The organism is Bradyrhizobium sp. AZCC 2176 (genome assembly GCF_036924645.1).
Classification (GTDB): Bacteria; Pseudomonadota; Alphaproteobacteria; order Rhizobiales; family Xanthobacteraceae; genus Bradyrhizobium.
Map to the genome: position 1 here is coordinate 4,021,683 of NZ_JAZHRX010000001.1, position 13,787 is coordinate 4,035,469.

At 63.6% G+C, this 13,787-nt stretch carries 12 protein-coding genes; 8 read left to right on the forward strand and 4 right to left on the reverse strand.

What is annotated here, in order from left to right; translation table 11 throughout:
• Positions 1–209 precede the first annotated feature (209 nt).
• Complete coding sequence (locus V1288_RS19040; RefSeq protein WP_334358492.1) at positions 210–1,604, reverse strand: TAXI family TRAP transporter solute-binding subunit; 1,395 nt, start codon at positions 1,602–1,604, stop codon at positions 210–212.
• Positions 1,605–1,736: 132 nt separating this feature from the next.
• Between V1288_RS19040 and V1288_RS19045 the strand changes: the two genes are divergently transcribed.
• The 3 genes from V1288_RS19045 (at position 1,737) to V1288_RS19055 (ending at position 4,277) form a co-directional block, all read left to right on the forward strand.
• Positions 1,737–2,792 carry a glycosyltransferase family 4 protein gene (locus V1288_RS19045; protein WP_334358493.1) on the forward strand — a complete coding sequence of 352 codons (1,056 nt, stop codon included), beginning with the start codon at positions 1,737–1,739 and terminating at the stop codon, positions 2,790–2,792.
• A 54-nt stretch (positions 2,793–2,846) separates the two neighbouring features.
• Positions 2,847–3,536 carry a class I SAM-dependent methyltransferase gene (locus tag V1288_RS19050; protein ID WP_334358494.1) on the forward strand — a complete coding sequence of 230 codons (690 nt, stop codon included), beginning with the start codon at positions 2,847–2,849 and terminating at the stop codon, positions 3,534–3,536.
• Positions 3,537–3,659: 123 nt separating this feature from the next.
• Positions 3,660–4,277, forward strand: a complete 618-nt coding sequence (locus V1288_RS19055; RefSeq protein ID WP_334358495.1) for a hypothetical protein — start codon at positions 3,660–3,662, stop codon at positions 4,275–4,277.
• A gap of 234 nt (positions 4,278–4,511) precedes the next feature.
• On the opposite strand, the gene V1288_RS19060 is transcribed toward V1288_RS19055, so the two are convergent.
• Complete coding sequence (locus V1288_RS19060; protein ID WP_334358496.1) at positions 4,512–6,176, reverse strand: aminotransferase class III-fold pyridoxal phosphate-dependent enzyme; 1,665 nt, start codon at positions 6,174–6,176, stop codon at positions 4,512–4,514.
• A 34-nt stretch (positions 6,177–6,210) separates the two neighbouring features.
• Between V1288_RS19060 and asd the strand changes: the two genes are divergently transcribed.
• Together asd and V1288_RS19070 are read left to right on the forward strand one after the other, a co-directional pair.
• Positions 6,211–7,080: an archaetidylserine decarboxylase gene (gene asd / locus V1288_RS19065; RefSeq protein ID WP_334361351.1), complete on the forward strand. Its 870-nt coding sequence runs from the start codon at positions 6,211–6,213 to the stop codon at positions 7,078–7,080.
• Positions 7,081–7,157: 77 nt separating this feature from the next.
• Positions 7,158–7,730 carry an NUDIX hydrolase gene (locus V1288_RS19070; protein ID WP_334358497.1) on the forward strand — a complete coding sequence of 191 codons (573 nt, stop codon included), beginning with the start codon at positions 7,158–7,160 and terminating at the stop codon, positions 7,728–7,730.
• A 66-nt stretch (positions 7,731–7,796) separates the two neighbouring features.
• On the opposite strand, the gene V1288_RS19075 is transcribed toward V1288_RS19070, so the two are convergent.
• Complete coding sequence (locus tag V1288_RS19075; RefSeq protein ID WP_334358498.1) at positions 7,797–9,158, reverse strand: FecR family protein; 1,362 nt, start codon at positions 9,156–9,158, stop codon at positions 7,797–7,799.
• Between the two features lie 364 nt (positions 9,159–9,522).
• Here V1288_RS19075 and V1288_RS19080 point away from each other — a divergent pair, with 364 nt between their 5' ends.
• Complete coding sequence (locus V1288_RS19080) at positions 9,523–10,236, forward strand: DNA helicase (RefSeq protein ID WP_334358499.1); 714 nt, start codon at positions 9,523–9,525, stop codon at positions 10,234–10,236.
• A 70-nt stretch (positions 10,237–10,306) separates the two neighbouring features.
• Here the strand turns inward: V1288_RS19080 and V1288_RS19085 are convergent, their stop codons facing one another.
• Positions 10,307–11,032 (reverse strand): DUF2147 domain-containing protein, encoded by a 726-nt coding sequence (locus V1288_RS19085; RefSeq protein ID WP_334358500.1) that lies wholly within the window; start codon positions 11,030–11,032, stop codon positions 10,307–10,309.
• 189 nt (positions 11,033–11,221) lie between these two features.
• On the opposite strand from V1288_RS19085, the gene V1288_RS19090 reads away from it, so the two are divergent.
• Both V1288_RS19090 and V1288_RS19095 read left to right on the forward strand, forming a co-directional pair.
• The gene (locus V1288_RS19090) at positions 11,222–12,076 is read left to right on the forward strand and encodes a DUF2147 domain-containing protein (protein WP_334358501.1); all 855 of its coding nucleotides are present in this window, start codon (positions 11,222–11,224) and stop codon (positions 12,074–12,076) included.
• A 404-nt stretch (positions 12,077–12,480) separates the two neighbouring features.
• On the forward strand, positions 12,481–13,743 hold the full coding sequence (locus V1288_RS19095) for an extensin-like domain-containing protein (RefSeq protein WP_334358502.1): 1,263 nt from the start codon (positions 12,481–12,483) through the stop codon (positions 13,741–13,743).
• The last annotated feature ends 44 nt before the right edge of the window (positions 13,744–13,787 follow it).

Consider the following 13,787-nt stretch of genomic DNA (forward strand, 5'->3'; position numbering starts at 1 on the left):
TCGTTGGGGATACCTCTACAGATGAACCGTTTCAGGACATTTGCACGAAATCGCCAAAATGGTTTCGTGGCGTTAGGGAATTGTTTCATTAAGGTTTCGTTGACGGCCGGGGCGGGGCGGCTCGTCGAGAGGCGTCACCCTCCCCTGGAGGGTAAGAAAACATCCGGGCTTCTGTGGCGACAAGAAAGAGCCGGCCGAACTAATCACGCCTACCCGGCGCGCATTCGCGGCGTCCCGGCAACGCCGGCGCCGAGCACCGTGCGGCGGTCGGCGACCGCGTGATGGAATTGCTCGAGCGCCAAACCGATCACCGACAGGTCGCCGTCCTCGACGGCGCCGTCATCATAGCAATCGAGCGCCTGACGCAATATGCCGTCGGCCGTGTTCTGCATCTGCGCCAGCTCGTCCGGCGTTTCCGCGCGGCGTACCCTGGAGATCAGGTCGAGCAGTTCATCGCGATGGCCGACATACACCTCGCGTTCGTCCCTGTTCCAGTAGTGCTTGAACCACGCGCCGACCGAGCCCAAGCCCGAGACAATCAGGATCGCGCCCCAGATGTAGTCGGTGTATTTTTCGAGGAACGTTCGCTCGTTGCCGTCGATATAGGCCGCCGCGCCCGCATGCGCCGGTAACGCCGCGTCCTTGTCGGTGTCAGGCTTTTCGATCTGCGATGCGGTCGGCAGTTCGCGCGCGAGCTGCTGGCGGTTGGTGAAGAGCTGGCGCGCGAAGGCAGCGACCGCCGTGTCAGACAATGACTTCGGCGCGATGATCAGGTGGTTGACGGCAACCGTGTCGACCTTGTCTTCCGGCCGCTGCGGCGACGAGCCGAAGATGCTGGCGGGAATCTCCTCGGATTCGTAGATCGGGTTTTTCTTTGCGATCGCATCGGCGACGTCGACCGGCAGGAATTTCGGCTCGCCGCGGGCCGCAGCCGTCAACGCGATGGCGTCGACCGTGATCTTGCTCTTGAGCGGGCCGACGGCCATGAACGCGTCGATCGTCTGGTCGCGCGCCATTTCGCCGATCTTGTCAGTGGCGAACTGGCTGATCGTGACCTTGTCGGGATTGATGCCGGACTCTTTCAGAACATTACGCAGCAGCGTGACATTGGCCTGCGTCCGCCCGATCACGCCGACGCGGTGGCCGGCCAGTTCGTCGAGACTCTTGATCTTGGGCGTCGGCTGCTTCTTCGAGCCTTTGGCGGGAAGACCGGATGGCGCCCACAGCACCACGACGTTCTTGCGCAGGATGGCAACCGACTCGGCATTCGTCGGCAGGTTCAGGTCGCCGCGGGCCACCGCGAGGTCGGCCTTGCCGGCTGTGAACAACGCGATGCTCTCCGCCGTCCCTTCTGTCGTGATCGGCGAAAGGCGTACCGAACCGCCCTCGCGCGCAAACGTCTGCGCCATCAGCTGGACCAGCTTCTGGTCCTCGCTGCCGGCGGGCCCGACCGCAATCCGCAGCGTCGTCGGCCGCAGCACGTAATAAAGCGTGCCGGCGACGACGCAGAACGCGAGCATGCCGGCGGCAAGGATAAGAAGCGCATAGCCCTTCTGCTTTCGCCGTCGGCGGGATCGCGCATTATTGTCGTTTGGATCTGACATCTTGCCGTCACGTTACACGAAAATGCATGGAGAAGGGCTTAAAAAACAACCTTACAGAACGATGACGTCATACGCCTGAAATATCCATGTCCCAACGTCGGATTTGAGAATCATTAATCTCGGGTCCGGGACATGAAGATATTGATCGCGACCGACGCGTGGCATCCGCAGGTGAACGGCGTCGTGCGCACACTGACATCGCTGGCGAAGAGCGCCTCAGCACTCGGCGCCGACATCAGCTTCCTCACCCCGGACGGATTTCCGTCGATGCCCTTGCCGACCTATCCCGGCCTGCGCTTCGCGCTGCCGAACCGGCGCGAGATTGCGCGGCGGATCGAGGAGGCTGCGCCGGATGCCGTCCACATCGCGACCGAGGGACCGATCGGCTGGATGGTGCACGCCTATTGCCGCCGCCGCAAGCTCGCCTTTACCACCTCCTATACGACGCGCTTTCCGGAATATATCGCCGTCCGCACCGGGCTTCCCGCGGCGGTCGGCTACGCCGTGCTGCGGCACTTTCATGCCGCGTCGTCCACGACCATGGTCGCGACCGATTCCTTGCGGCAGGAACTCGGCGCGCGCGGCTTTCGCAAGCTCGGCTTCTGGACGCGCGGCGTCGACACTGAACTGTTCAACCCGAATGCGCCTGCGACGCTCGATCTGCCGCGGCCGGTCTTCATGACCATGGGCCGCGTCGCGGTGGAAAAGAATCTCGAAGCGTTTCTATCGCTCGACCTGCCGGGATCGAAAGTGGTGGTCGGCGACGGACCGCAGAAGGCGCAGCTCGCGAAACAATATCCCGGCGTGATTTTCCTCGGCGAGAAGAAGGGCGCGGACCTGACGGCGCATCTTGCGGCTGCCGATGTCTTCGTGTTTCCGAGCCTCACCGATACGTTCGGCGTCGTGCAGCTCGAGGCGCTGGCCTGCGGTACGCCGGTCGCGGCATTTCCAGTCACCGGTCCAAAGGATGTCATCGCCAATCATCCGATCGGCGCAATCGACACCGATCTGCGCAGCGCGTGCCTGCGCGCGCTGACAATGTCGCGCGAGGCGTGCCGGAATTTTGCGCTGTCGCGTTCCTGGGAAAACAGCGCGCGGCAGTTCATCGGCAATCTGACCGCGCTGCAGCCGAGCCGAGCGCTGCGGCCGGTGCGCCGTGCGCCCGCCGCGAGCGCGGTGCAGGGGTGAGTTGCGAAAGTTCGACCACAACAGATCACATGCGCAGGACGAGAAGGCAGAACCATGGCAGACATCATCAAGCTTGACGGCAGCAGGCCCCTGGATTTCGACCGCGAAACGGTCGAGCAGGCCTATGATCGCTGGGCGCCGGTTTACGACCTCGTGTTCGGGGGCGTGTTCTCCAAGGGCCGCAAGGCGGCGATTGCGGCGACCAACAAGATCGGCGGCCGCGTGCTCGAGGTCGGCGTCGGCACCGGCATTTCGCTGCCGCTCTACGGACCGCATCTGCGCATCTTCGGCACCGACATTTCGGAGGCGATGCTGCAGAAGGCGAAGAAGCGCGTCGACGAACTCGGCCTCAAGAACGTCGAAGGCCTTGCGGTGATGGACGCCGAAAATCTTGAATTCCCCGACGATTCGTTCGACGTCGTGATGGCGCAATATGTCGTCACCGCGGTACCGAACCCCGAAAAGGCGCTCGACGAATTCGCCCGTGTGCTGCGGCCGGGCGGCGAACTCATCATCCTGACCCGCGTCAGCGCCGATGCCGGCATGCGCCGCTTCATCGAGCAGCGCCTGCAGCCGGTGGTGCGCCCGCTCGGATTCCGCACCGCTGAATTCGCCTGGTCCCGCTATGCGCAATGGCTGGCGGGCGCGCGCGGCATGGAACTGGCGGAGCGCCGCCTGGTGCCGCCGCTCGGCCATTTCTCCCTGGTGCGTTTTCGTAAAGCCGACATCGCCGCGGCTGCCTGACGCGCAAGCGTTGACGCCCACGTCATCGTGTCGCTGCAAGCCGTCACATGTCAACATCATGATGTCACATGCCGGACATCGAATCCCGATAGACACAAACCCGAAAGAATTTGGGGGTAGAAAATGATCAAGGACTTCCTGCAGGAACTGCGAACCCAGCGCTGGGACGACCACCGCTATTATCACCACAGCCGCATCAACCAGTCGCTGCACTTCGTCAGCGCAGCGAGTTTTCTGTTCGCCTATGCGATGCTGTTCTTCGATCCCGTGGTGTCCGCGCTGGTCGGCTGGCTGGTTTCGATGACGACGCGCCAGGCCGGTCACTTCTTCTTCGAGCCGCGCGGCTACGACCACGTCAACCAGGCGACCCACGAGCACAAGGAAGAGATCAAGGTCGGCTACAATCTGCAGCGCAAAGTCGTGCTGATGACGATCTGGGCGCTGTCGCCGCTGGTCTTGTATCTCGACCCGACGCTGTTCGGGTTGTTTACGCCCTGGACTTCGACGGCGGACTTCATGCGCCAGGTTGCCAAGGTCTGGCTCGCGGTCGGCATCGGCGGGCTGTTGTTCCGCACCGTCCATCTGTTCTTCATCCGAGACATCGAGACCGGTTTGGTCTGGATGACGAAGATCCTCACCGACCCCTTCAGCGACCTGAAGCTGTACTACAAGGCGCCGCTGGCTCTGATGAAGGGCGAGTTGATCGATCCCGGCCTCGAAAAGCACGTCAAGCACGCGTGAGTGTTGGGCTTGATCCAACACCGCCGTCATGGCCGGGCTTGTCCCGGCCATCCACGGCTTCCTGCGACCCGCAGCCAAGACGTGGATGCCCGGGACAAGCCCGGGCATGACGAGAGAGCAAGTCATGGGCAAGCAGTTGTGAAGCCGTCGTTGCGAGCGACAAGCGCTTCGCGTTTGTCGCTGGCAATGACGAATGAGACCAGTCTGGCGACGACAATAGATGGAAGCGCGCCTTCAGCGTCCAAACCGCTTGGCAAGCATCTCTTTCAGGATCTGCCGCTTGATGTTCTTGTTGGTCAACGCGGCATCGTGCCACCACCAGCCGTCGCGCTTCATCTTCTCGGTGGCTGCGACAAAGCGATCGGCCACTTCAGCGAAATCCGCGTCGGTATAGTTGAGGCTGAAGACCAGCCGGCCGGTGCCGACCCAGCTCAGCGCCAGTCCTTCGGCGCGGAGATAATATTGAAGCATCCAGTTGTAGCGGGACGGTTCGGTATATTGCACCATCCAGATCGAGGAGAGATTGCTGACGCGGACGGGCAGGTCGCTTGCCGCGAGCCGTGCGTTCAACGCGGCGGCGCGGCCGTTCCAGGTCTCGTCGAGTCCCTGATAGACCGCATTGAAGTTCGGGCTGGCGAGCCGGCTCAGGAATTCATCCATCGCCGTCATCACGTAAGGATGCGAGTTGAAGGTGCCGCGGGCGAAGCAGACGTCGGCCGGGCGATCGTCGCGGAAGCGGCGCATCAGCTCCTTGCGGCCGCAGACCACGCCGACGGGGAGGCCGCCGGCGAGGCTCTTGCCGTAGGTCACCATGTCGGCGCGCACGCCGAAATATTCCTGCGCGCCTTTGGCGGCGAGGCGGAAGCCGACGAAGATTTCGTCGAAGATCAGGACGATGCCGCGTTGGGTACAGACCTCGCGCAGCTTCTTCAGCCATTCGGTGTAAGCCGCGCGATCGAACGCGCCCTTGCGCGAACTGTCGACGAGCGCGGAATCGCCGGGCGCATTGGCATTGGGATGCAGCGCCTGCAGCGGATTGACCAGCACGCAGGCGATATCCTTGCGCGTGCGCAGCACATGCAGCGTCCGCTCCGACATGTCGGCCAGCGTATAGGTCTCGTGCGGCGAAACTGGATTGCCGACGCCTGGCTGCACGTCGCCCCACCAGCCGTGATAGGCGCCGGCGAAACGAACCAGATGCGTGCGCTTGGTGTGGTAGCGCGCCAGCCGCACCGCCTGCATGACCGCTTCGGTGCCGGACATGTGGAACGAGACTTCGTCGAGGCCGGAAATCTCGCACAGCCGCCGCACATTGTCGGTGATGACGGGATGATAGGGGCCGAGCACAGGGCCCAGCGCGTGGGCGCGCTTTTCGGCTTCCGTGATGCATTCCTTGTAAAAATCATTGCCGAAGATGTTGACGCCGTAAGAGCCGGTCAGGTCGTAGAACACATTGCCGTCGACATCCGTGACGGTGACTCCGGCGGAGGACTGCATGAACGCGCCGGTGCCGAGATTCTCCCGCATCAGGCGGCTGTACTGGAACGGCACCCGGTAGGTCTCGGTGAACTGCAGGTCGGAGATGTGCGTAGCCGCCTCCGCCGTCATCTGCCGGCCCCTGGCGTAGCGCTCCTCATAGAGGCAGGCGAGGCGGAAGAAGGCGTCCTGGCGCTGCATGGCGACGTCGGCGGGCGCACCGTCGGAACAGAAGAAGCCGTCGATATCGAACTCGTAATGCGGCACCAGCCGCGCGACCATTTTGGACATTTTGGAATGTCCGGTCAACGAACGGTGCTTGGCGCGGGACAGCGCCAGCCGCGCCTGTAATTTGGGGAACACTGCCGCTGTAACAGCGACCGCAGCGGCGGACAGCGAAAGAATCGGAAGGGACGAATCCATGCCTGAAGCGCTAGCCAATCCTGCTGACAGATTGATGACAACAAGGGGCCTGATCGCCCGCTTCACCCAGCAGGAAGACCTCAATTTCCTGTTGACCAACCGCATCCCGCGGGCGGCGCTGACGCGCTTCATGGGCTGGTTCAGCAAGATCGAAAACCCTGTGGTGCGCGATGCCTCGATTGCGTGCTGGCGGCTGTTTTCCGACCTCGATCTGTCGGAAGCCAAAAAGACCGAATTCAAAAGCCTGCACGATTGCTTTACGCGCGAACTGCGCCCCGGCCTGCGCCCGGCGGATCCCGATCCGGCTGTTGTGGCCAGTCCCTCCGACGGCATCATCGGCGCCTTCGGCAAGATTGCGGATACCGAGCTGTTTCAGATCAAGGGGGCGCCTTATTCGCTGCTTGACTTGCTCGGCGATCCCGCGCTGGTCGAGCGCCACCGCAACGGCCGCTTCCTCACGCTCAGGCTGACGTCGAGCATGTATCACCGGTTTCACGCGCCATATGACGGCAAGATCGAGCGGGTGACGTTCATCCATGGCGATGTCTGGAACGTCAATCCGATCGCACTGAAGCGGGTGGAGCGTCTGTTCTGCAAGAACGAGCGGGCGGTGCTCGAGATGCGCCTGCCGTCTGGCGAGGCGCTGACGCTGGTGCCGGTCGCGGCGATTTTGGTCGCCAGCATCCGGCTGCATTTCCTCGACGTCACGCTCAATGCGCGGAGCAGGGGACCGACAGTGTTTCCGTGCGATGCAAACGTCCGCAAGGGCGATGAGCTCGGCTGGTTCGAACACGGCTCCACCATCATCGTGCTGGCGCCCGAGCATTTCGAATTCGCCGACCATATTGCGGAGGGGGCGCGCATCCGTGCCGGCGAGCCGCTGTTGCGAAAACCGCAGGTTTAATCTCGATTATCCCGGCGATTATCTCTATATGCTCGCGATCGCGAAAACGCGGGAAACGAGAAATGGCGAGAGCGTCCGTGCTGGCGGCGGGAGGCATTGTGCTGCGGCAGGCGGAGCCGCCGCTGGTCGCCGTGGTACGCCTGCGCAAGCGCAACGAATGGGTTTTGCCCAAGGGCAAGCTCGACGACGGCGAGACGCCGCGCGCCGCCGCGATGCGCGAGGTGATGGAAGAAACCGGGCATGATGTCGCCGTGCACGAATTTCTGGGCACGCTGGCCTACGAATCCCGCGGCGGCGCCAAGGTCGTGCATTACTGGCGCATGGCAGCGGGCAACACGCCCACGCGCCAACTGATGCGAGACGTGAAAGCCGTGGATTGGCTGCCGCTCGGAGAAGCCGTCGAACGGCTGTCGCGCGGTTATGAGCGCGCTTTTCTGGAGAGCGTTGGCCCGATCGCGGTGGCCGCGGCGAATGGTGTCGAAGGCATGGCGTTGCCGGCAGCGGCAGAACCTATGGTTCGTGAGCACAAAGCCGCCCGCGTGGGCTTCCTTCGAAACCTGCTGAGACTCATTGGCATTCGTGTCCCGGGCGCGATGCAGCGCGCCAGCGATGCGCCGCAGAACCGGGACCCACAGTCGCATGGCGGATAGTGGGCCCCGGCTCTGCGGCGCACCACTTTGTGGTGCACCGCGTCCGGGGAACGCAGGCGGAATCCGCTAGCGCAATTGCTTCGGCGGCTTGCCTCGCTGCGGCGCGGGCGCAGGCCGCCGCGGCGCGGCGGGCAATCCCGGACGTTGCAGGGCTGGCGCGCCCTGGACGCCGGGCTGCAGTCCCGGCCGCCCCTGCGGGGCTGCGCCCGGCTGCGCAGGTGCATAGGGTTGTTGCGGTGGGCCTGCGCGTGGCGGCAGGCCGGGCTGCGGTGGCAGGCCGGGTCGTGACGGTTGTCCGGTCCGCGGCGGCGGCACGCCGGGCTGATTTGGCGAGCGCGGCTGCTGCTGTCCTTGGCGGTTCGGCGCGCCCGGCTGTTGCTGCTGCTGCCCGGGCCGGTTCAATTGACCCGGCTGTTGCGGCTGTCCGGGACGATTGAGCCGATCAGGCTGCTGTCCCTGGCGGTTCGGTACGGCCGGCAGTGGCGGCTGACCGGGTTGTCCCGGCAGGCCATTCTGTCGCCGCTGGCCGGGCTGAAGCTGCCGCATCGGCCGGTTCGGATTGACGAAGGTGGGATTGGCGCGGCGGAATTCGCGCTGCTGGAACACGACCTGCCGGCCGAAATTTTGCGTCGAGTGAAGCTGACGCACAAATCCCTGATCTCGCAGCATCACCGCTTGCGGAATCACCAGCGGCACCGCGGCGAAGCGCGCGCCGCCGGCGCCTGGCCGGATGGTGAAGCCGCTCGCGCCCTGCGTCAGAAAACCGAGCCGTGCGCCGGCGCGGTCATTGACCTCGATGCGGCCGACCTTTCCGTCGGCGTCGGGATAGAGCTTGACCGCGACATTCCGCGGATTGTTGGCGGCAGCCCCCTCCGGCACTTCGACGAGGCCGGTGGTGCCGCGAATACCGAGCGTTGCCGTCGGCGTCGTGATCTTCATGTCGCCGGTTTTTGCCACCGAGGCAGCGACGAAAGCGGCGGTACCCTTGGCGACATCGAAGATCGCCGCATTGCTCTTGCCGCCATCCTCATAGACGTAATTGTCGATGGTGATCTTCGTGTTGGCCTTGAGATTGAAGGTGGTGTTGTCGATGAAGGTGATGCCGAGCGCGGCATTGGCGCCGGTCTGCACGACGTCGTTGAGATAGATGTCGTCCTTGACCTTGAGCGGCGTGGTCTTGTCGTCGCGGATCACGCTAGCGCTGCCGGTCACGGTGGCGACATTGCCGATCGGCTCTTCCGGCGCCTGCGCGTCGGTTGTGGGCGTGGTCGCGTCAGGTGTCGATGTCGCCGGTGCGGCGGGCTGCGAAGGATCGATCTGTGCCTGCGCCAGTTGCGTCAGTTCGGAAGCGCCTGCGAAAACTTGTCCCGCGCCGATCAGCGTGCCGCAGGCAAGCAGCACGAGCGCGAAGGAAAGTTGGCGCGACATCGGGATATTTCCGTTCACGGAGGGAAGGCAGCAGGCGGGAATCCGATTTCAGCGCCATCAGGCTGAATGCGGGATGAACGCGGCGCTTGGTGTCGGGGCGAGCGCAAATGATCAAGCGCGCGGGTGTGGCGCTTTCACACCGGAATTTTGGCTCTTCCACTACTTTTCCGTAACCTCGCCCAAGATTGGCAATGTCCCTTCGGCAAGGGTTGGCTATAATCTGATTCTGGCGCGGCCCATGCCTCCCCCCTCCGTCGGGAAAGTATCATTCATGCGGGGCCATTGCGATCATCGAACCAACTGTTCGAGCTACCCAAGCATAAGGAGGGGTTGCGATCATTGCTCGCAATAGGAGGTTCTTTCGATGAAGCTGTCTGCGCCCCTTTATCACTTGAAACGTAAGGCCAAACTTCTATCCCGTGCGGAACATATCCCGCTGCACGAGGCGCTCGACCGCATTGCCAGGCAAGAGGGTTTTGGCGGCTGGAGTTTGCTAGCGGCCAAAGTGACGGCAACCGCGCCCGCCGAAAAACTGTTTGCGCGGCTGGCGCCTGGCGACCTGGTACTGGTCGGTGCGCGTCCGGGCCAGGGTAAAACCCTGATGAGCCTCGAACTCGCCGTACAGGCCATGAAGTCCGGCAGTCGAGGTGTGTTCTTCACGCTGGAGTATACGGAGAGGGACATGCTGGATCGTTTCCGGGCCATCGGCGTGGCGCGGGAAGATTTTGCCGGCCTGTTTGAATTCGACAGCTCCGACGAGATGAGTTCGGATTACATCATCAAGCGGCTGGCCACAGCGGCTCGCGGCACCCTGGTGGTCGTGGACTATCTGCAACTGCTCGACCAGAAGCGTGAAAATCCGGAATTGATGGTTCAGGTTCGCTCGCTGCAGTCATTCGCACGCGATCGCGGGCTGATCTTCGTCTTTATCTCCCAGATCGATCGCTCATACGATCCGTTGAAGAAGCCATGCCCCGATCTGGAAGATGTCAGATTGCCCAATCCGCTGGATCTGAGCCTCTTCACCAAGACATGTTTCCTGAACAACGGCGAGGTCCAGTTCCGGGCGGCAAGCTAAAGCGTTTTCGAGCGAAGCATAAAGAAGGCCCTGTGGCGAACCACAGGGCCTCAAGTCTCGGGAGAAATCGTCAGCTCACGCGCTTCCAGGTCTGGCCGCCGCAGAACATGCCGCCGAAGGCGCAGCCCTGAACCTTGAGCGTATCGGTACCCCTCAGCGCGATCGTCGAGTCGTAGTTGCGGCCGCTGCTGGGGTCGTGGATGCGGCCGGTCCACTTGCTGCCCTGCGGCTTCATGTTGATCAGGATCCGTTCGCCGGTATTGACGGAGTAGCCGCACAGATTGGCGCCGCATTCCTCGATGCGAACGTTGCCCTTGTTCTCTTCCGTCGCCCAGATGCCGAGCGGCGAGTTCGGATCGGACGCGCTTGCCGCGGCAGCCGGCTGCGGCGCTGGCGCTGGTGCAGCCGCGACCGGCGCGGGCGGCGGAGGCGGAGCGGGCGCGGCTTCGGTCCGCGTCGGTGCCGCGGCCACGACGGTGGTTGGAGCCGGGGCGGGCGCAGCGACGGGAGCGGGGGGCTGCGGCGCGGTCGCCTGGGCCGGCGCGGGTGCCGCCGGTGCTGCAGGCGCGGTGTCGGCAACGTCATCGTCCTTGCTCTTGGAGCCCATGCCCTTGAGATCGATATTGCCGAGCGTGCCGTTATAGCCGGGGGCGGTGATCTTGACGCAGGAAATGGCGTTGCAGTTGCGCGGCGCTTCAACGCGGATGCGCTCGCCGTTGATCTGGAGCGTAATGCCGCCGGCACGGGCCGAGGTGGTGGCCATCAACAATGCAGCGAGGACGTAGAGTTTCTTCATGAGAGCCTCCCGAGCGGCTTGAGCGGTGGCGGTGAACTTGGGCGGACCCTACACGGCGCGCGGGGCGCGCTCTGTGATGTACATCACGCGACGGCTGTAATCGCCGCAACGGCGCAAATCGGTGATTCAAATCACATTCAGCCGAGGTTCCCCGCGACTAGTTTTCCGCATCACCCGCGGGAGGCTTCGATGAAACGATTTTGTTTTCTCGCTGTGCTGATGGCGCTCAGTTCTTCCGCCGATGCCGGCGGTTCGATTTCATTCAGCGTCGGCGGCCGTCGGGTGTACGTCGAGTCCTCCAGGCATTGCCGTTTGGGCACGTGCGTCTCGGTGTCCAGAAGCCTCGACTGGCGCCGCAAGCGCGACCGCTATGGCGACGAACGCGACGCGGGAGTGCCGGCGAAGCCCGTGCCGCCAGCACCACAGACGGTTTCGCCCCCCTCGTCCCCCGCACCGCCGGCGACCACAGCGCCTGCCAAGACCATCGTGGCCGCGCCGCCGCCGGCTGTCTACACACCGGCCGCATCGTCAACCCAGATCGTCGCGGCGCCTCCAGCTCCACCGCCGCCCGCGTCGCCGCCGGCTCAGCAGGATTCGATGCCAATGCCGCCGCCCGCCGAGAAACCGGCCGAAGCCGTGCGGCCCGCACCGCAGGTCGAGCGCGTTTCGCAACAGGCCGAGGAAGAGCCGTCGGATTCTCCAATCGGTGATTGGCAGACCGAAGGCAGGGGAACGGTGCGGATCGCAAAATGCGGCAATGCGCTGTGCGGCTATGCGCTCAGTTCATCGTCGAACGAGAAGGGCGAAGCGATCCTGATCAACATGAAGCCGAAGAAGGAGCGGCAATGGATCGGCAGCGTCTACAGCCAAGCCAGCGGCGAGACATATTACGGCACGATGTCGATCAAGGCGATCGACACGCTTCGCGTCGAAGCCTGCGCGCTCGGCCGCTTCTACTGCACGGGCAACAATTGGCGCCGCATCACGCGCCGTGCCGACAGCTTGGTGACGTCGTGGCAGGTGATCGCCGAGCCGCACTCGTAGCGCCGTCATCGGCTCTGGCACGTTCGAAACGTCATGTGCGCTCATAACATGTGCGCTCATGAAAACGCCCAGTGACTCGGTCACCGGGCGTTCAGGTCCATGTCTGGACGGGTAGTCTAAAACACGCCAAGCACAATCGCGCCGACGAAGGCGAATGCAACATACGCGGCTACAACGCTCAGTCTGCTCACGAGAGGACTTACGAAATCCATTGGGAAGGCTCCCTGGGTTCACGTCGTGCGCGCAATAACACCCAAGGCTAGCAAAGCGTTCCCGGCCCAAAAAGTCAGTGTTGCTGTCTATCCCGCCCTTCCCATAGCGGGTGCGGCGCGGCAACGTGGTAAAAAATTCGTTAAATCAACATGTTGAAGAGTCTTTAAATAAATTGGTTGAACGTGCGGGGGATGACGCGCGGAGTTCGTTTGTATCTCGTCGGCTCCTTCGTCCTCGTCTCGCTAGCGGGTTGTGGCCGCGGATTTTTTCAGTCCGCCGAGCGCGAACCATGGCGTGCCGAGGCCGAAATCGCTTGCCTGAAGTCCGGCGCGGTCAAGGAGAGCCCGGAACTGGTCCGGATCGACCCGATCTCCGGTCCGGGCGTGTGCGGCGCGGAATATCCGCTGAAAGTGGCGGCGCTCGGCGAAAACATCACCAGCTTCGGCTTTGCCGATGAAAGCCTTCGGCCGCCCGGCAATATCGGCAATCAGCCACGCTGGCCGATCACGCGCGCGCCGGCGGCAGCGCCGCCCCAGGGGAATTATCAGGGAAGCAATCAAGGAAATTATCCGGGAAGCTATCCGACTCCGGCGCCGCGGCAGCCGAACTATGCCGCGCCGTCGAACGGCCCGATCTCGCTGTCCGCGCCGGGCATCGAGCCTCAGGAGGATGACATCGATCTGCCGCCCCAGGGCATGCCGGCATCGCGCGATGGCGGCTATGTGGCGGCACCATCCTATCCGCCGCGTGACCGCTACACGCCGCCTTCCTCTGCGCCGTATCCGCAGCCATCCTATTCTTCGCCATCGCCGACCGCGTCGCGGCTCGGGCCTGCGCAGGGCAATTCCGTCAGCGCCTTCGGGCAGGTCTCGATGAAGCCCGCGGCGACGCTGGCCTGCCCGATCGTCTCGGCGCTCGACCGCTGGCTCACCGATTCCGTGCAGCCGGCAGCGATGCGCTGGTTCGGCGTGCGCGTCGTCGAGATCAAGCAGATCTCCGCCTATTCCTGCCGCGGCATGAACGGCAATCCGCACGCGCATATTTCCGAGCATGCATTCGGCAACGCACTCGACATCGCGGCCTTCACGCTTGCCGACGGCCGCCGCATCACGGTCAAGGGCGGCTGGCGCGGCATGCCGGAAGAGCAGGGCTTTCTGCGCGACGTGCAGGCGGCCGCCTGTCAGCAGTTCAACACCGTGCTGGCGCCGGGCTCGAATTCCCATCACGAGGATCACATCCACGTCGACCTGATGCGCCGCGCCTCGCAGCGCACGATTTGTCAGCCGGCCGCAGTGTCGGGCGACCAGGTCGCCGCGCGCGCCGGCCAGCGCAATCCTTATGGCTCACGCGATCCCTATTCGACAGGATCGCTCGGAGCCAACAAGAAGTCGGTGTCGCGCTGGTTCAGGGGTAACAGCAAGGTCAACGAGGAAGACGAGTTCGAGGATCATTGAGGCTACGCGGCCTCTTGCGACGTAGCACGACGCGCGAAGGTGGA